Annotated in this window: 20 protein-coding genes, 2 tRNA genes and 1 riboswitch; of the genes, 9 read left to right on the top strand and 13 right to left on the bottom strand. The window is 29.2% G+C overall.

Features of this window, described 5'->3' with window-relative positions; all coding sequences use genetic code 11:
- Positions 1–41: 41 nt before the first annotated feature.
- Together UXY25_RS02165 and UXY25_RS02160 are read left to right on the top strand one after the other, a co-directional pair.
- A complete protein-coding gene (locus UXY25_RS02165) occupies positions 42–623 on the top strand; it encodes a pseudouridine synthase (protein WP_320814359.1) in 582 nt (193 codons plus the stop codon).
- Between the two features lie 9 nt (positions 624–632).
- Positions 633–1,088: a tRNA (cytidine(34)-2'-O)-methyltransferase gene (locus UXY25_RS02160; protein WP_320814358.1), complete on the top strand. Its 456-nt coding sequence runs from the start codon at positions 633–635 to the stop codon at positions 1,086–1,088.
- Between the two features lie 30 nt (positions 1,089–1,118).
- Here UXY25_RS02160 and UXY25_RS02155 read toward each other — a convergent pair whose 3' ends face one another.
- From UXY25_RS02155 to UXY25_RS02140, 4 genes are all read right to left on the bottom strand, one after another.
- Positions 1,119–1,880, bottom strand: a complete 762-nt coding sequence (locus tag UXY25_RS02155; protein WP_320814357.1) for a dienelactone hydrolase family protein — start codon at positions 1,878–1,880, stop codon at positions 1,119–1,121.
- A gap of 62 nt (positions 1,881–1,942) precedes the next feature.
- Entirely contained in the window at positions 1,943–2,722 is a 780-nt protein-coding gene (locus tag UXY25_RS02150) for an ABC transporter ATP-binding protein (RefSeq protein WP_320814356.1), read from the bottom strand.
- 5 nt (positions 2,723–2,727) lie between these two features.
- Positions 2,728–3,756 (bottom strand): iron ABC transporter permease, encoded by a 1,029-nt coding sequence (locus tag UXY25_RS02145; protein ID WP_320814355.1) that lies wholly within the window; start codon positions 3,754–3,756, stop codon positions 2,728–2,730.
- A 24-nt stretch (positions 3,757–3,780) separates the two neighbouring features.
- Positions 3,781–4,920, bottom strand: a complete 1,140-nt coding sequence (locus UXY25_RS02140) for an ABC transporter substrate-binding protein (RefSeq protein WP_320814354.1) — start codon at positions 4,918–4,920, stop codon at positions 3,781–3,783.
- A gap of 240 nt (positions 4,921–5,160) precedes the next feature.
- Positions 5,161–5,363, top strand: a riboswitch (cobalamin riboswitch).
- Between the two features lie 79 nt (positions 5,364–5,442).
- On the opposite strand from UXY25_RS02140, the gene UXY25_RS02135 reads away from it, so the two are divergent.
- The 5 genes from UXY25_RS02135 (at position 5,443) to UXY25_RS02115 (ending at position 9,505) form a co-directional block, all read left to right on the top strand.
- Positions 5,443–7,386, top strand: coding sequence for a TonB-dependent receptor plug domain-containing protein (locus UXY25_RS02135; RefSeq protein WP_320814353.1), 1,944 nt, complete (start codon positions 5,443–5,445; stop codon positions 7,384–7,386).
- A gap of 117 nt (positions 7,387–7,503) precedes the next feature.
- Positions 7,504–8,034, top strand: a complete 531-nt coding sequence (locus UXY25_RS02130; protein WP_320814352.1) for a sigma-70 family RNA polymerase sigma factor — start codon at positions 7,504–7,506, stop codon at positions 8,032–8,034.
- Positions 8,000–8,440, top strand: a complete 441-nt coding sequence (locus UXY25_RS02125) for a hypothetical protein (protein ID WP_320814351.1) — start codon at positions 8,000–8,002, stop codon at positions 8,438–8,440. The genes UXY25_RS02130 and UXY25_RS02125 overlap by 35 nt, the downstream gene beginning before the upstream one ends.
- A 6-nt stretch (positions 8,441–8,446) precedes the next feature.
- A complete protein-coding gene (locus UXY25_RS02120) occupies positions 8,447–8,974 on the top strand; it encodes a DUF4252 domain-containing protein (RefSeq protein WP_320814350.1) in 528 nt (175 codons plus the stop codon).
- Positions 8,975–9,505, top strand: coding sequence for a DUF4252 domain-containing protein (locus tag UXY25_RS02115; protein ID WP_320814349.1), 531 nt, complete (start codon positions 8,975–8,977; stop codon positions 9,503–9,505).
- 47 nt (positions 9,506–9,552) lie between these two features.
- Here the strand turns inward: UXY25_RS02115 and UXY25_RS02110 are convergent, their stop codons facing one another.
- Genes UXY25_RS02110 through UXY25_RS02095 form a run of 4 tightly spaced genes read right to left on the bottom strand, consistent with a single transcriptional unit; the run spans position 9,553 to position 13,203 of the window.
- On the bottom strand, positions 9,553–9,996 hold the full coding sequence (locus UXY25_RS02110; protein WP_320814348.1) for a sterol desaturase family protein: 444 nt from the start codon (positions 9,994–9,996) through the stop codon (positions 9,553–9,555).
- 2 nt (positions 9,997–9,998) lie between these two features.
- The gene (locus UXY25_RS02105; protein ID WP_320814347.1) at positions 9,999–10,838 is read right to left on the bottom strand and encodes a phytoene/squalene synthase family protein; all 840 of its coding nucleotides are present in this window, start codon (positions 10,836–10,838) and stop codon (positions 9,999–10,001) included.
- Between the two features lie 2 nt (positions 10,839–10,840).
- Entirely contained in the window at positions 10,841–12,301 is a 1,461-nt protein-coding gene (locus tag UXY25_RS02100; RefSeq protein WP_320814346.1) for a phytoene desaturase family protein, read from the bottom strand.
- The gene (locus tag UXY25_RS02095; protein WP_320814345.1) at positions 12,301–13,203 is read right to left on the bottom strand and encodes a MerR family transcriptional regulator; all 903 of its coding nucleotides are present in this window, start codon (positions 13,201–13,203) and stop codon (positions 12,301–12,303) included. The genes UXY25_RS02100 and UXY25_RS02095 overlap by 1 nt, the downstream gene beginning before the upstream one ends.
- Positions 13,204–13,323: 120 nt before the next feature.
- On the opposite strand from UXY25_RS02095, the gene UXY25_RS02090 reads away from it, so the two are divergent.
- Positions 13,324–14,466, top strand: a complete 1,143-nt coding sequence (locus UXY25_RS02090) for a lycopene cyclase family protein (protein WP_320814344.1) — start codon at positions 13,324–13,326, stop codon at positions 14,464–14,466.
- Here the strand turns inward: UXY25_RS02090 and UXY25_RS02085 are convergent.
- Positions 14,467–14,549, bottom strand: a tRNA-Leu gene (locus UXY25_RS02085).
- A gap of 47 nt (positions 14,550–14,596) precedes the next feature.
- Positions 14,597–14,669: transfer RNA gene (locus tag UXY25_RS02080), tRNA-Lys, on the bottom strand.
- A 130-nt stretch (positions 14,670–14,799) separates the two neighbouring features.
- Between UXY25_RS02080 and UXY25_RS02075 the strand changes: the two genes are divergently transcribed.
- Positions 14,800–15,315, top strand: coding sequence for a shikimate kinase (locus UXY25_RS02075; protein ID WP_320814343.1), 516 nt, complete (start codon positions 14,800–14,802; stop codon positions 15,313–15,315).
- Here UXY25_RS02075 and UXY25_RS02070 read toward each other — a convergent pair.
- From UXY25_RS02070 to UXY25_RS02060, 3 genes are read right to left on the bottom strand one after another with little or no spacing between them, the layout of a single operon-like run.
- Entirely contained in the window at positions 15,307–15,801 is a 495-nt protein-coding gene (locus UXY25_RS02070; RefSeq protein WP_320814342.1) for a phosphoribosyltransferase family protein, read from the bottom strand. The two genes, UXY25_RS02075 and UXY25_RS02070, sit on opposite strands and share 9 nt — an antisense overlap.
- A 17-nt stretch (positions 15,802–15,818) precedes the next feature.
- On the bottom strand, positions 15,819–16,397 hold the full coding sequence (locus UXY25_RS02065) for a methyltransferase domain-containing protein (protein ID WP_320814341.1): 579 nt from the start codon (positions 16,395–16,397) through the stop codon (positions 15,819–15,821).
- Positions 16,384–16,773, bottom strand: a complete 390-nt coding sequence (locus UXY25_RS02060; protein WP_320814340.1) for an RNA-binding S4 domain-containing protein — start codon at positions 16,771–16,773, stop codon at positions 16,384–16,386. Before UXY25_RS02060 ends, UXY25_RS02065 begins: the two co-directional genes overlap by 14 nt.
- Between the last annotated feature and the right edge of the window lie 54 nt (positions 16,774–16,827).

The following is a 16,827-nucleotide window of genomic DNA, read 5'->3' as shown; positions in this document are numbered from 1 at the left end:
CATAAAATGAAAAATGTATTTTTGTAAAAATTTAAAGCTTCATGCACCGTCATTTTTTATTACATAAACCGCATAGTTACTTGAGTCAGTTTGTTCGCGAACAAAAACGAAAGAAACGATTGTTGGGTGAATTGTATCCGTTTCCGGAAGGAACAATGGCAATAGGTCGTTTAGATGAAGATTCGGAAGGTTTACTCTTACTAACAACCGATGGTAAAGTAAGCGAACAAGTAAGAAGAAAGACCGTTGAAAAAGAATATTACGCTCAAGTAGATGGAATTATTACTCAAGTAGCAGTTGCTCAATTACAAAATGGTGTAGAAATAGGAATAAACGGAACTAAGTATTTAACTAAAAACTGTACTTCTAAATTAATTCCAGAATTACCTAGTTATATTGGCGCTGGCAGAAGAATTAGAGATGAAAGACATGGGCCAACAAGTTGGGTTTCTATAACGTTGACCGAAGGGAAATTTCGTCAAGTACGAAAAATGACAGCAGCAGTTGGTTTTCCTACTTTACGATTAATACGTATACGTGTTGGAAATGTTACTTTAGAAGGTTTAAGTGCTGGTGATGTTATGGAGGTTAATGAGTTTGATGTTAATTCTGATAACAAATAATAAAATAAAATGCTGAATATAGTTTTAATAGAACCGGAAATACCTAATAATACTGGTAATATTGGTCGTTTGTGTGTAGGAACAGAAAGTAAATTGCATTTAATTCATCCATTTGGGTTTGAAATTACTGATAAGAATTTAAAACGTTCTGGTTTAGATTATTGGGTGCATTTGGATTGGAAAGAATATCAAAACGTAGCAGAATGGAAGTCTCAAATTCCAGATGTATCTCGTGTATTTTTGATGAGTTCACATGCAGATAAAAATTATTTAGAGCAAGAATTTCAAGATGGCGATTGGTTGGTTTTTGGTAAAGAAAGTAAAGGTTTAAGCAAAGAAGTTTTAGCTCAATTTTCAAATCACTTAACGATTCCTATTTCCCAACATGTAAGAAGCTATAATTTGGCAAATTCTGTTGCTTTTGTAATTGGAGAAGCGAAAAGACAAATTGGTCTAAAAAAATAAGTCCCGCAATGCAGGACTTTATTTTATGTATTATTTGAATAGTTCTAAAAAGAAACTTTTCATTGCTTCCCAACTTCTTTTATCTGCTTTTTCATTGTAAGCTGCACCTTTACTATTATCAGTACTTAAATCTTTGTGTGTAAATGCATGAACGGCATTTGCATAATAAATCATTTGCCAATCTGCTTTTGCTGTTCTCATTTCATCTTGAAAAGCCTCAATGTCTTTTTGTGGTACATAAGGATCATCCGCTCCATGTAAAACCAAAACTTTGGCAGTAATAGGATTTGTAATTCTCATTTTATCTTTTCCTAATCCACCGTGAAATGATACAATACCTTTTACTTTTAAATTTCCTCTAGCTGCTTCAATGGCTCCTGTTCCTCCAAAGCAATAACCAATTACTGCAATTTCATTCACATTAGCCCCTTGTTTTACCAATTGATCTATGGCTAATTGAATTCTTTTTTGGTATTCTACAGGATTATTTTTAAAGTAGCCAGCAAGTTTGCCTGCTTCTTCTGTGTTTTTCGGATTGTTTACAGAACCATAAATATCTGCTACAAATGCATGATAACCAAGTTTAGCTAATTCTTCAGCAGATTCTTTTGCGTGATCATCAATTCCCATCCAAGCAGGTAAAACTACAATGCCAATATTCTTAGGGTTTCCTTTCTCAGCTTTTACAAAAAAGCCTTCTAATTTGTCTTTCCCATCTAAATAAGGAATACTTTTAATCTGGGAATAACTTAACATAGTTGAAAATAGTAGAATTAATATATTGAATTTCATAAGAATAATTTTAAGTAAAGTTAGATATAAAAAATAGAAATTTAATAAAACAAATCTTAAAGTTATATTACTTTAAACCTTCCTATTGTCTTGTCAAAAACGATACTTTCATTTTGGAATAATTCAGTAAAAACATCATTTGAAATTAGATTACAAGGTTGGTCTTGTATCAATTTATTTTTAGTTAAAACAATCATTTCATCACAAAGTTGAATGGCTAAATCAATATCATGTGTAGAATACAGAATGGTTTTACCCGTTTCGTGAGTTAGTTTTTGTAATAACTTTATTAAGGATACTTTATGAACTAAATCCAAGTGTGTTGTAGGTTCGTCTAAAATAATTAATGAAGTATCTTGAGCCAGCGCACGAGCAATCAATGTTTTTTGTAATTGACCATCACTAATTTCGTAATGTTTTTTGTGTTGCCAATCTTCAATTCCGGTTAAAGAAATAGCTTCTTCAATTTTGTTTTTATCTTCTTCAGAAAGCGTTCCTAGCCAATTTGTATAAGGTTGTCTTCCTAAAGCAACAATTTCATAAACTGTTAAATTACTTGGTGGTAAAGATTCGGTTAGTACAATGCTTAATTCTTGTGCTAAATCGTTAGGAATAAAAGATTGTATTTTTTTATTATTTAGAAAAACTGTTCCTTCAATAGTTGGGATAATTCCCGTTATGGTTTTTAAAAGGGTTGATTTTCCAATTCCGTTTGCACCAACTAGAGCTACTAATTTTCCTTTTTGTAATTGAATATTACAATTTTGGATAATAGTATTGGTCTCGGATTTGGTTTTGTATCCAATAGAAAGATTTTCGGTATGTAAAACGTTTTGATTCATGCTTTTTAACTGAAATTTCTTTTTCGAACCAACAACCAAATGACAATTGGAGCACCAATAATAGAAGTCACAGCGTTTATAGGTAATGTAATATCTTCACCAGGACATTGTGCAATAATATCACAGAATAGTAAAATAATTGCACCAATTAATAACGTACTCCAAAACAATATAAAGTGGTTGCTGGTTTGGAATAGAAGTTTTGCAATATGCGGAACAGCTAATCCAATAAATGCGATTGGTCCAACAAAAGCAGTAATGCTTCCTGCTAAAATACTGGTTGCAAAAATGATAATATATCTTGTTTTCTTAAAATTAACACCCAAACTTTTTGCATATTTTTCACCTAATAAAAGCGCATCTAAAGGTTTGATTACTAAAAAACTTAAGATTATTCCAATCGATGTAATGATGAAAAGTAAAGAAACTTCATTCCAGCTTAAATTGGCTAAACTTCCTAACGACCAAAAGGTGAATTTTTGTAATTGTTCGGCAGTCGAAAAATAGGACAAAACAGAAACTACTGCACCTGTTAAGCTTCCAAACATTAATCCTACAATAAGTATAGCCATTGTGTCTTTTAGCCTTTGAGAAACTGCTAAAACAGCAATTAATACAAATGCACTTCCTAAAGCTGAAGCTAGAACAATTCCATAGCTAGATAAAAATATAGTTGAAAGAAAAGAAGGTAGAAAGCCAGCTCCTAAAATAACAAAAGCAACACCTAAACTTGCACCAGAACTTAATCCTAAAACATAAGGACCAGCAAGAGGATTTCTAAATAAAGTTTGCATTAACAAACCACTTATAGACAATGCCATACCAACAAGAATAGCAGTAAAAGCTTTTGGCAACCTAAAATTCCAAAGAATAATTTTCCAACTTTCTTTTTCCATTACATTTCCTAAAAATCCGCTTACAATTTCTTTTAAAGGAATGGATACCGAACCTAAACTAATATTCGTAAAAAACAATACTACTAATACAACGATTAGAAGAATAAATAGAAAAGTATGTTTTTTTGTTTGTTGCATTCTTAAGTATTCTTCAAAAGTAGTTTATTTTAATTGTTCGAAAAAATACAATTTATAATCAGGTAATACTTCCGGATGTAAAATCTTTATAATGTCTTTTAAAACTAAATCGGGTCTATTAGGTGCTAATTCATAAAAAATAACGCCTCCTGTTTTTCCTTTTTTAGAGCTAGATGTGTAAATGTTTTTATTCTTCACAGCTTTAAAATACTTGTAATTTGAATTCGTTTTAAGAATTTGATCAATACTAGTAAACTGCCCAGGGCCAATCCAAAAATCGGCATCTTTTCCAGTATCCAAAACCGTTTCAAAAGAAAGCGCTAAACTCCCAGTTCCTTTTGTATATTTCCACAAATAGTTTCCGTTTGCTTCTTTTAAAAACAATGCTGCCCAACTATCGCCTTGTGGTAAATACCATTGGTCTTCATAAATAGATCCTGCTAAAATTGTTGGTTGAGTTTTGATGTTTTTAACTAGTAAAACAGCATCGTTATACTCTTTTTCAATTTTAGAAAAAATAGTATTTGCTTCTTTATTTTTATCATACAAAGCACCAAAAAACTTAATCCATTCTGCTTTTCCAAGTGGCGTTTTTTCAGTCCAATCAGCATTAAAAATAATTTTCTGTCCGTTTTTTTCTAAATTTTTATAGGTTTTTAAATCACCATCTACACTAAATCCAACAATAATATCTGGATTAAGGTCAAAAATTAATTCGGTATTTAAACTTCTATTACTACCAATTTCACGAATAGTTCCATTATCAATTAAAGCTCTTGTTTTTTCTGAAGAAATGTAGTGAGTAGAAGGGAAACCAACAATTGTATTTTCCATTTCAAGCATTTCTATTGAAGGAATATGAGTGGTTGAGGTTACTATTGTTTTTTGAACAGGAACTTGAATTTTAGTAAACGAACTTAAACTATCTGGAAGTTGAGCATTTTTTTTATGTAAAACATAAGTGTACACTTCTTTTGCTTCTGGATAAGCGTTTTTTACTTTAAGAATAGAAAAATTATCATATTCTATTAATGAAAAACCTTCAGAATGTTTGATCAAATTAATTTCTGCCGAAATTTTTTCAGTAGTTTTTGAAGCTTCTTTACATTGAATGAAAAGACTAATTGTAAAGACAAAAAATAAAACTCGAGTAATAAAATGCATGGTTTTTTTTTACAAAAGTATCCTTTTGTTTTAATATTTCATTGTTTTGTGACAAATGATGCAGAATAATTTCTCCACTTTTTTTAAATTTGAAATAAAAAAATGAACGGAAATTCTAACACATTCATCTATGTAGTTGCAGCGATAGTTTTACTGCATTTTATCATTGGATTTGGTTGGTTGATTTACAGACTAAATAAAAAGAAATAATTTTTCTTTTAGCTGTGAAAAAATAACTATTTTTGCATTCGAATTTTTGGTTGTTGTTTCTGATTTTTTCAAAACAACATTAAAAGGGAATTTGGTGTAATACCAAAGCTGTACCCGCAACTGTAAGCTACAGAGCTTGTTGTTATCTACAAAAACCATTGTTTGTTTAGGCAAATGAGAAGGTAAACAACAAGACGCAAGCCAGGAGACCTGCCACATTCACTGAGTAACAAACTTTCGGGAAAAAAGGTTTGAGTATGGGAAACTTCTGTGCTTTTCTTCCAAATTTTATTAAAATTATTTACGAACAAAATGAACACTAAGTTTATTAAAATGAGTATGTGTGCTGTGCTTTTAAGCTCAATTGCATATGCACAAGAACAAGATTCTTTAAAAATTAATCAGTTAAACGAAGTTGTTGTTTCTGATACTAAATTTGCACAAAGCAAAGAGAAATCGGGAAAAATTATTGAGAAAATTACTGCTGAAGATTTAGCTAAAAAACCAGGACAATCGGTTGCAACAGTTTTAAGTCAGGTTGCTGGAGTTGAAATTAACGGAAATCAATCGGCCAACAGTAAAAATCAAGGAATTTACATTAGAGGAGGAAGAAACCGACAAGTTGCCATTTATATTGACGGTGTTCCTGTAAATGATCCTTCAAGCATTAATTCAGAATACGATTTACGTTTGTTAAACGTAGATATGGTTGAAAGTATTGAAATTTTAAAAGGTGCTTCAAGTACTTTATATGGTTCAGGAGCTGCAACAGGAGTAATTAACATTACTTTGAAGAAATCAAACAAATCAGCACTTTCAGGAAATGCATTTTTTTCACTTGGAACACAGAATACTTCAGAAGAAAGCAAAACAACAGTTCAAGATTTTAATCAAGGGTTTTTGGTAAATGGAACATTGGGTAAAATAAATTACTTAACTTCTTTGAGTAGTACTGAAACAAAGGGTTTTTCGGAAGCATTTGGTGCAGATTATGAAGAAGATACTTTTTCACGAGTAAATGTTTTACAAAAAGTAGGTGTTAAAGTAAGCGATAAATTGTCACTTGACTTTTTTGGTAATTACGACAAAATTAAAAATACTTTTGATTCTCCTTATGCCGGACCTACATTAAGTAACGATGATATTTATAATAACGGAAGTAGCGAACAATTTAGAGTTGGGTTTTCTCCTAAATACAAATACAATAAAGGTGAACTTGTTTTAAATACTTCAGCTTCTACTTTAGATAGAGAAATTAATATATTTAGTTCATGGTCAAATTCAGTTGATAATTATAGCTATTCATCAAGAAGTGTAAATGCCGATTTGTTTAATAAATACACTTTTTCAAGTCAGATTTATGCAATCGTTGGTGTACAAGCTCAATATTTCGATATGACTCAAGTAGATGCTTATACCAATATTGAAAAAGAGACTGCAAAATTTAATCTTTTAGATCCTTATGTAACTTTAGTATATAATTCAGGTGTAGGTTTTAATCTAAATATTGGAGCTAGGTTTAATACACATAGTGAATATGGAGATAAAATAGTTTATAATTATAATCCGAGTTTTTATTTTGAAAATTTAGGCCTAAAAGTATTTACTTCATATAGTACTGCTTATATTACGCCTAGTTTGTACCAACTATTTTCTGCTTATGGAAATTTAGATTTAAAACCAGAAGAAAATATTACAGCCGAATTTGGTTTTGAAAAAAGCTTAATAAATAAAAATCTTATGATAAATGTTGTTGGTTTTCATAGAGACGAGACAAATGCTTTTGGTTTTTACACCAACCCAATTACTTGGGTTTCTAATTATATCAATATAGATGGAACTTATAATGCGAAAGGTGTTGAAACGTCTATTATGTATAATTTCAATGATAAATTAACTGCAAATGCTAATTATACTTTTACTGAAGTTGAAAAACCTTTAAATAGATTAATTGCAAAGCATAAAGTAAATGCTGCGGTTGATTATATGCTAAGCGAAAAAGCTTCATTTGGATTACAATATCAATTTGTGGATAAAAGAGAGGATGCTTTTTATAACAGTTTAATTTTTGCAAACGAGAATATTTCTTTAGCAGCTTATCAATTAGTTCATGCAAATTTCAGATTGAATGTAATTAAAAATAGACTGTCCTTATTTGGAGCAGTAAACAATATTTTAAATGAAGAGTTTCAAGAGAACATTGGTTATGCTACAAAAGGAAGAAATTATAAATTAGGGTTGAATTTTCAGTTTTAAGAAAAAAAAGAATCAATAATTTAAAAGAGGTTTTAGTATATTTACTAGAACCTCTTTTTTTGTTTGTAACAAAATTAAATTACATTCGTCTACATTATAAACCAACTAATAACTAAAATGAATCAACAGGAGTTCTTAAATATTATATCTCCATTTAAAGATAAAATTTTTAGAATTGCTAAAAGATTATTAGTGAGTTCAGAAGAAGCAGAAGATGCTACACAAGAAGTTTTTATTCGTTTATGGAATAAAAAAGAAGGTTTAGATAAATACAATAGTGTTGAAGCACTTGCTGTAACAATGACTAAAAATTATTGTTTGGATCAATTAAAATCGAAGCGAGCAAGTAATTTGAAATTGGTTCACAGTAATTATTCTGATAGACAACCCGGAATTGATAAGCAAGTAGAAGATAAAGACAGTTGGAGTTGGGTAGAACGAATAATGAATGATTTACCAGAACAACAACGATTAATAGTTCAAATGCGCGATGTAGAAGAATATGATTTTAGCGAAATAGCTCAAGCATTAGAAATGAATGAAACAGCAGTTAGAGTTGCTTTGTCAAGAGCTAGAAAAATGATAAAAGAAAAATTAGTTGAAAAACACAATTATGGAATCAACACAAATAGAACAATTACTAAATAAGTATTTAGAAGGAAAAACAAGCATTGTTGAAGAAAGAGAATTAAAGGACTATTTTACTTCAAATAATGTGGCATCACATTTGCAACCTTATAAATCAATGTTTGGTTATTTTAAAAATCAAGAAGAAGTACAGTTTACAAAAACACTTCCATTACAACCTAGAAAACGAAACGTCGTAAAATGGATAGGAGTTGCTGCAAGTTTTGTAGTTCTTTTTGGAACATCGCTTTTTTATATCAATTCAAATGGAACTAAAGAAGATTTAGGGACATATGATGACCCAGAAGTTGCCTTTATTGAAACACAAAAAGCACTCGAAATGCTTTCGGTAAATGTGAATTATGGAGTAGAAAGTGTTGCATTATTAAATGAATATGATCAATCAAAAAAAACAATTTTTAAATAAGAAAAAATGAAAAAGTTATTATTAAGTATAGTATTAGTTGCATTTACAAGCATGGGATTTGCACAAAATGCCTTCGATAAATTTGAAGACAAAGATGGGGTAGCATCTGTTATCGTAAATAAGAAGATGTTTGAATTAATGAGTAAAGTAAAAGTTGATACTAAAGATAAAGAGGCTCAACAATACATGGATTTACTTAAAAAATTAGATAATTTAAAAGTATTCATGTCATCAAGCGCAAAAGTTTCTGCCGATATGAAGTCTACAGTTGCAAGTTATTTAAAATCAAATCCATTAGAAGAATTAATGCGTGTAAGTGATGAAGGTAGAAAAGTAAATATCTATGTAAAATCTGGTTCATCAGAAAACATTGTAAAAGAATTATTGATGTTTATTGAAGATCCAACGTCTAAAGATAAACAAGCAATTGTTCTTTCATTAACTGGAAATTTTAATTTAGATGAGATTTCAGCTTTAACTGAGAAAATGAACTTACCTGGTGGTAATGAGCTTAAGAAAGCTTCAAAAAAATAAATGATGAAAGTATTTGTAATTACAATATTGTCTTTTTTAGCATTAAGTTGTTCTAACAAACCTACTTTGCAAAAGTACTTTGTTGAGAATACAGAAGATAAAGATTTTATAGCAATAGATGTTTCTCCAAGTGTTTTAAATCTTGAAAAAGCTTCTCTAAGTGAATCTGAAGAAAAAGCATTAGAAACATTTGATAAAATGAACATTATTGCTTTTAAAAAGGATTCTTTAAATGATAAAAAATTTAAAGATGAGGTTATTAAAGTAAAGTCTATTTTAAAAGATGAAGAATACCAACAGTTAATGAAGTTTGGCTCATCTAAACAAGGAGCTGCAATTTATTTTGTAGGTGAAGATGATAATATTGATGAATTTGTAGTTTATGCAAATAATGCAACATCAGGTTTTGCTCTAGTTAGAATTTTAGGAGACAATATGAATCCTAATGATGTTATGATTTTGTTTGAACTTATGAGGAAATCAAAAATTGATATAGATCAATTAAAGCCTTTAGAAGGAATTTTAAAATAAGTTAGTTATTAATAAAAAAAAGCTCAAATTATATTTGAGCTTTTTTTTTATTTTTTCAAGTATTTTATTGGAAATAAGAGCATTCCAAAGCATTCACCATCTCCTTTTCCTAAATGTTTGTGATGCATTTTGTGAGCTCTTCTTACAGCTTTTGCATATCTATTGTTTGCATTTCTAAATAGCTTAAAACGTTGATGTATAAAAATGTCATGCACTAAGAAGTAAGCTAAACCGTAAGCAAAAATTCCAAGTCCTATAGCAAGTCCCATTTCTAAAATACTGTTTTGCCATAATAAGAAAAAGCCAATACTAACTACTGCATAAAAAATAAAAAAGAAATCATTTCGTTCAAACCATGAATCATGATCTTTTTTATGATGATCTGCGTGTAATTTCCATAAAAATCCATGCATAACATATTTATGAGTAAACCAAGCCATAAATTCCATTATAAAAAAAGTAAGAAAAAAGATTAAAATATATAACCACATAATTACAGTAAGTTTAATTTATAACTAAAATAACATTGAGCAAATAATCTTGCTTTTTGATAATCTGAAACCCTAATTCGAGTGTTCTTAATTTCTTTTGAAGGTGTGTTTTTTAATTTAATAAGCAACTTTTTATAATACTTATAAGCAGTGTAAACTCCAAAACGAGCTTCTATTGGTAAGTTTTTTATTCCAATGTAAGCGGCTTCAAAATCATTTTCGATATCTTCAATAATTTCTTGTTTAGATTTTTCATCTAATTGAGATAAATCGGTATTAGGGAAATAAGTTCGGTTCAATTGCTCAAAATCAGCTTTTAAATCTCTTAAGAAATTTACTTTCTGAAAAGCAGACCCCAAACGCATTGCGCTATCTTTAAGTTCATTATATTTTTCAGTATCGCCTTTAACAAAAACTTGTAAGCACATTAATCCTACAACATCAGCTGAGCCATAAATATATTCATTGTATTCATCAGCCGTTTTATATTCACTTTTAAATAAGTCCATTCTCATACTTTTCATAAAAGCAGTTATCAACTTTTTCGGAATATTGTATTTATTAACAGTGTGTTGAAATGAATTTAAAATCGGATTTAAACTGATTTTTTGATCTAAAGCAAAATTTAAATCTTTTTGAAATCTATCAAATAAAAATGCTTTATCATACTCATGGAAACTATCTACAATTTCATCGGCAAAACGAACAAACCCATAAATATTATAGATGTCTTGACGAATACTTGGAGACAGCATCTTTACTGCAGATGAAAAAGAAGTGCTGTATTTTTCAGTAACTTTAATGCTACATTCATTCGAAACTTGGTCAAATAATAGTTTCATATTTATTCGTATTTTTTTATTAATTCAGCTACTAACTTTCCAGAAATTAATGCAGGTGGTACTCCGGGACCGGGAACAGTTAATTGACCTGTAAAATATAATTTATTTACCTTTTTACTTTTCAAATTAGGTCTTAAAAAGGCTGTTTGTAATAAAGTATTTGCCATACCATAGGCATTTCCTTTATAAGAATTATAATCTTTAATAAAATCGTTTACACAAAAAGATTCTTTAAAGATAATGTTTTTTCTAATATTTTGGTTTGTTATACGTTCAAAGCGCTCAATAATTTTATTAAAATACAACTCTCTTAATTCATTAGTGTCTTCAATCCCGGGAGCAATAGGAATTAAAAAGAATCCATTTTCACAACCTTCTGGTGCAGTTTTCGCATTCGTTTTTGAAGTAAAATTAGCATAAAAAAGCGGCTCCGAAGGCCAACTAGGTTTGTCATAAATCTCTTCCGCATGTTTATTGAAATCTACATCAAAAAATAAATTGTGATGTTCTACGTTTTCTATTTTTTTATCAAAGCCAACATAGAATAGCAAAGAAGAGGGAGCAAATACTTTCTTCGACCAGTACTTTTCAGAATATTGACGATATTCATTATCTAAAAGTGTTTCTGTATGATGATAATCTGCTCCTGATAAAACAACATCTGCATTTTCAATATTACCATTGCATATAATGCCTTTTGTGGTATTATTTTCTACGATTATTTTCTCAATATTAGCATTTGTTTTAAAAACCACACCTAGTTCTTTAGCCAAATTTGACATTCCTACTACTACATCAGAAAATCCATTTGTAGGTTGCCATGTTCCAAGACCAAAATCGGCAAAATTCATAAAACTATAAAACGAAGGTGTTTTAGAAGGCTTTGCGCCTAAAAATAACACAGGGAATTCTAATATTTGTCTTAATTTTTCGTCTTTAAATTTTTTTCTTACATCTCTAGAAATCGTACTGAAAAATTGGTTTACTCGTTTTGCGGTTTCTATTGTAACTAGTTCCATAGGGCTTTCACCTGGACGATAAACTAAATTTTTAATAGCAATATTGTAATTATCTTGAGCCTCTTTCATAAAGGCTTCTAATTTTTTGCCACTACCAGTTTCTATTTCTTCAAAAGTGGCACAAATTTCTTCTAGATTATCGGCTATAGCAATAAAATTATCCACCCCAAAAAAAACTTTATAGGCAGGTGATAATTTTGTTAAATGGTAATAATCGGATGGTTTTTTATTAAAATCAGCAAAAAATCGTTCAAATATATCGGGCATCCAATACCATGACGGACCCATGTCGAATGTAAAGCCGGATTTTATCAGTTGACGAGCTCTTCCACCAATTGTACTATTTTTTTCGTATACAGTAACATTATTGCCATCTTTTGCAAGATAACATGCGGCAGAAAGTGCAGAAAATCCTGAACCTATTATTGAGATGTTCTTATTCACTATTGTATTTTTTTGGTCAACTCTTCTATTGATTGATAAATGCTAACTTTTTCAGGGAGTTTATCTCTATTTATAAACTGTGTCATTCTACCTATCAAATATAGTTCATCTTTATTATCAGTTAAAATTTCTTTTTCAAAATCTAAAATATATTGATCTATATTTTCTTGAAGGGGTTCAACGGTTAAATAGCTTACGTAAATTATATTGTTAAAAAAACTTGAAATATCTTTTAGACTATCAACAGGTATATTTTCTCCTAGATAAATACACCTATAGCCTTGAAGTAAAACCTCATAGTTTAAATACATTAAGCCAATTTCGTGTATTTCATTCATTGGTAAAAATAAAACAAATACTTTATCGTCTCTTGTAGGTTCTAGTATTTGAACTTTTTCTGTATTTACTTGAATTTTTTGTTTGAATAAATTGGTTAAGAAGTGTTCATGTGATGGAGATATTGTATTAGTTTGCCATAAAAGGCCAATTTCATTCATCAAAGGAATAAAAACCTCATAGAAAACTTCTCTAAAACTTTTTTCAGATAATAAACTATCATACGTTTTAAAAAACAAAGATTGATCAAAATTCATCATTGCCATCTTAAATGAATTTATAGCATGATTTTTTGCAGTCTTATCAGTTGTAATTTGTTTAACTAATGCTGGGATTTCTGTTTCTGATAATTTAGATATTTTAGATATCTTATAACCATAATCATGAAGAAGCACAATGTTTAGTAGTTTTTGAAGATTAGTTATATCGTAATATCTAATATTAGAATCAGTACGCATTGGTTCTAATGCATTGTACCTTTTTTCCCAAATACGAATTGTATGGGCTTTAATACCAGAAAGATTCTCTAAATCTTTAATACTGAATATATTTTTTACATTGTTCATCTTTTACTTAAATTTGTTAAACAAAAATATGTATTATTATTTTAATATGAATTGTATTTTAAAATTATTTTAGAAATTTAAAATGATGTTGATCTTTTTTAACTCTATTTTTGCTTAGTTATGGATTATAATTATACTTTCTCAGGATTAGGTTTGTCTACTATATTAGTTTTAAACGAGATGTTTGAAAATAATTTAATAGAGGGTAAATGTATATTGATAATTGAACCAAATGAGATTGGTCATCATGAAAAGACATGGTGTTATTGGGAACAAGAAATTGGAAAATGGGATATTTATTCAAATACTAAATGGAGTAGTGCGTTATTCAAGAATGAAAACACTTCTATTGATTGTTTGAATGGTCAATTAGTTTATAAGCAAATTTCATCAAAATTATTTATTGAGAGTTTGTTTAAAAAACTTAAATTGAAAGCAGATATTACTTTAGTAAAAGAAAAATTTATTTCATTTGAAAGTAAAAATTCTAAAGTTGAAGTAGTTACAGATAAAGGTTTGTATAAATCAGAATACTTCTTTTCAAGTGTTTTGAAAGATAATGATTACCAATCGAGTTTGAAATACCCGCTATTAAATCAACATTTTATAGGCTGGTTTATAGAAACCGAAAAACCATTTTTTGATTCTGAGAAAGCAACTTTTATGGATTTTAGTGTTGAACAAAATAAAAATACACGTTTTATGTATGTTTTGCCTTTTTCTAAAAATAAAGCGCTTGTCGAATATACTTTATTTTCTAAAGATCTTTTATCAGAACAAGAATACGAACAAGAAATTGAATTGTATTTGAAAAAAATGGGATTGAATGTATATTCTATTTCGAAAAAAGAAAAAGGAAATATTCCCATGACGGTTTTTCCGTTTTGGAATAACAATGAAAAACGGGTATTGTTTATTGGAACAGCTGGCGGATGGACAAAAGCAAGTACGGGTTATACTTTTAAAAATTCAGTCCGAAAAGCTACAGAAGTTGTTTTGTTTCTTAAAAAGGGGAATGTAGATTTTAGAAAATTTCATAAATGGAACAAGTATCATTTTTATGATACTTTGTTCGTAGATGTCTTGTATTCTAGTAACCATTTAGGAAAAGAAATTTTTTCTAATATGTTTACCAAAGTAAAACCTCACTTAATTTTGAAGTTTTTAGATGAGGAAACAAGTTTGTTTGAAGATTTACAAATAATTTTGGCATGTCCAAAATTACCTTTTTTAAAGGCTTTATTTAAAAAGATAGTACAATAGTGACCATGGAGGGATTTGAACCCTCACGCCCTTACGAGCACCACCCCCTCAAGATGGCGAGTCTACCGTTTCTCCACATGGCCTTAAACAAAAAAAGCTAAGCATATTGCTTAACTTTTTTATTTAAAAGTGACCTGGCTGGGGTTCGAACCCAGGACCCCATCATTAAAAGTGATGTGCTCTACCAGCTGAGCTACCAAGTCATTCCTTTTCCTTGAATGCGGGTGCAAATATAAGTAGTATAATTTATTTTTCAATGGGATTTTCTTATAAATTTGTATTTTTTTTTAAATTAATCTTTAACTACCTTGTTTTAAGGGAATTATTTTAAGTATGAAAATTTTTTTAGTAGGATATATGGGATCGGGTAAATCAACAATTGGAAAAATGTTGTCTAAAAATGTAGGAATTCCCTTTTTTGATTTAGATGAAATTATTGAGAAACATGAAAATATGTCTATCAAAAAAATCTTTGAAGAAAAAGGTGAAGTATACTTTAGAAAGTTGGAGCATTTGCTTTTAAACGCATTTACAGTTGAAAATGAACATTTTGTTTTGGCATTAGGTGGAGGAACTCCATGTTATGCAAATAATCATGAAGTTTTAAAAAGAGATGACGTTCATTCATTTTATTTAAAAACTTCAGTAGATGTTTTATATAAAAGATTAAAAAATGAAAAAGAAGCAAGGCCTTTAATTGCTGACTTTAATGAAGAGCAATTAAAAGAATATATAAATAAACACTTGTTTGATAGAAACTATTACTATTTTCAATCAAAACATATAATTGATTGCTCTTTAAAAAATAAAGAGACCATTGTTTTAGAATTACAAGATTTATTAACTTAAGTAAGCATAGCTATTATCTTTTTCAAAAACTACTTGAATATGTTCTTGTAAAGATGTAGAAAGTGAAATTCCTTTAAAGTCAGCCTTAACAGGGTACTTTTTGTGGTTACGGTCAATTAAAACAACAGTTTTAAACTTTTTTAAAGGCACTTCTAAAAAGTGTTTTACACCGTAAATAAGTGTTGAGCCAGAGTTTAAAACATCGTCTACCAAAATTAAAGCTTTGTTTTCATACTCTGAAGGATGTAAAGAAGTAGTGATTGCATCTTTAGGATTTTGTTTATTGACTTTAACTTCACATAAAATAACTTTTAAATCTGATATTTTAGAAAGTTCTTCCGATATTTTTTGAGCAAACACATAACCACTATTTGCAATTCCTGCAATAACGACTTCTTTTTCATCAACAAAAGTTTCTAGAATTTGATAACTAATTCTCTTTGTTTTATGAATTATTTCTTCGTTTGTTAAGATTATGTTTTTCATTTAAAGGATGTGTTGTGTTATTTTTTCTCAAATATAAAAAAGAGTTCTTTATTTGCGCGTGGTTTTATTGAATTATGTGCTTTTTCTAACGTTTTTAATTTAAATGCTTTTGAAAATAAAGTTTTATATTCTTCAATTGAGCCACCAAAAGGAGGTCCGTCTTCAGTTAATGGGAAATCAAACAGTAGACCTGCTATTTTACCATTTGAATTCAGTAATTCATTTGTTTTAATTGCGTAATTTAATCTTAAAGCAGGATCCAAAGCACAAAAAAATGTTTGTTCGAGAATTAAATCAAACTTTTGATCCAATTCAAAAAAATCAGATTGAATTAGATTATCCTTAAAATCAGGATTTCTTTGTTCTATGTTTTTTAGTGGAGTAGGAGCTAAATCAACAACAAAAACATTCTTGAAGCCATTGTGGATTAAGTAATCAAATTCATATCCATTTCCAGCACCGGGAATTAATATCTTAATTTTTTTATTGTTCAATTGATCAATATATTCTTTTAAAGGAGTTGTTATTTCTCCTGTATCCCAACCAATTTCGTTGTTTTGGTATCTATTTTCCCAATAATTACTATTCAACTTCATCTTCCGTCAAGTTATCATTTTTGTATTCATCTATGTCTCTTCGTTCTTTTTTAGTAGGTCGTCCGTCTCCTTTAGACCTATAGTGTTCTTTGGCTAATTTTAGTAATTCAAATCTTTCAAACTCTTCTTTAGGAGTTTCATCTTTTCTATACATATCAACTAATTTAGCGCCAACTCTATTTAGAGGTACATCTAAGACCGTTATTTTATAATTGATTTGGTCTTTGCGCAATGTAATTTTATCGGTAGCAAATACCTCTCTAGAAGGCTTTGCTTGTTGTCCATTAATGGTAACGTGCCCTTTTTTAATAGCTTCGGTTGCGATGCTTCTTGTTTTGTAATAACGTGTGCACCATAAAAATTTATCAACTCTCATACAATTTTCAAAAATCAATGTTAATATTTATACAAAAATAAACGAAAATTGTAT

It is taken from the genome of Flavobacterium sp. (genome assembly GCF_034111225.1).
Classification (GTDB): Bacteria; Bacteroidota; Bacteroidia; order Flavobacteriales; family Flavobacteriaceae; genus Flavobacterium.
Note: the sequence above shows the minus strand (reverse complement) of the source record. Positions and strands in the feature narration are given on the sequence as shown.

Coding starts and splice junctions, on each gene's coding strand:
- UXY25_RS02075 (WP_320814343.1), top strand. CDS start 14,800: ATGAAAATTTTTTTAGTAGGATATATGGGATCGGGTAAATCAACAATT.
- UXY25_RS02160 (WP_320814358.1), top strand. CDS start 633: ATGCTGAATATAGTTTTAATAGAACCGGAAATACCTAATAATACTGGT.
- UXY25_RS02165 (WP_320814359.1), top strand. CDS start 42: ATGCACCGTCATTTTTTATTACATAAACCGCATAGTTACTTGAGTCAG.
- UXY25_RS02120 (WP_320814350.1), top strand. CDS start 8,447: ATGAAAAAGTTATTATTAAGTATAGTATTAGTTGCATTTACAAGCATG.
- UXY25_RS02135 (WP_320814353.1), top strand. CDS start 5,443: ATGAACACTAAGTTTATTAAAATGAGTATGTGTGCTGTGCTTTTAAGC.
- UXY25_RS02090 (WP_320814344.1), top strand. CDS start 13,324: ATGGATTATAATTATACTTTCTCAGGATTAGGTTTGTCTACTATATTA.
- UXY25_RS02105 (WP_320814347.1), bottom strand. CDS start 10,838: ATGAAACTATTATTTGACCAAGTTTCGAATGAATGTAGCATTAAAGTT.
- UXY25_RS02070 (WP_320814342.1), bottom strand. CDS start 15,801: ATGAAAAACATAATCTTAACAAACGAAGAAATAATTCATAAAACAAAG.
- UXY25_RS02145 (WP_320814355.1), bottom strand. CDS start 3,756: ATGCAACAAACAAAAAAACATACTTTTCTATTTATTCTTCTAATCGTT.
- UXY25_RS02060 (WP_320814340.1), bottom strand. CDS start 16,773: ATGAGAGTTGATAAATTTTTATGGTGCACACGTTATTACAAAACAAGA.
- UXY25_RS02110 (WP_320814348.1), bottom strand. CDS start 9,996: ATGTGGTTATATATTTTAATCTTTTTTCTTACTTTTTTTATAATGGAA.
- UXY25_RS02115 (WP_320814349.1), top strand. CDS start 8,975: ATGATGAAAGTATTTGTAATTACAATATTGTCTTTTTTAGCATTAAGT.
- UXY25_RS02140 (WP_320814354.1), bottom strand. CDS start 4,920: ATGCATTTTATTACTCGAGTTTTATTTTTTGTCTTTACAATTAGTCTT.
- UXY25_RS02095 (WP_320814345.1), bottom strand. CDS start 13,203: ATGAACAATGTAAAAAATATATTCAGTATTAAAGATTTAGAGAATCTT.
- UXY25_RS02130 (WP_320814352.1), top strand. CDS start 7,504: ATGAATCAACAGGAGTTCTTAAATATTATATCTCCATTTAAAGATAAA.
- UXY25_RS02125 (WP_320814351.1), top strand. CDS start 8,000: ATGGAATCAACACAAATAGAACAATTACTAAATAAGTATTTAGAAGGA.
- UXY25_RS02150 (WP_320814356.1), bottom strand. CDS start 2,722: ATGAATCAAAACGTTTTACATACCGAAAATCTTTCTATTGGATACAAA.
- UXY25_RS02065 (WP_320814341.1), bottom strand. CDS start 16,397: ATGAAGTTGAATAGTAATTATTGGGAAAATAGATACCAAAACAACGAA.
- UXY25_RS02155 (WP_320814357.1), bottom strand. CDS start 1,880: ATGAAATTCAATATATTAATTCTACTATTTTCAACTATGTTAAGTTAT.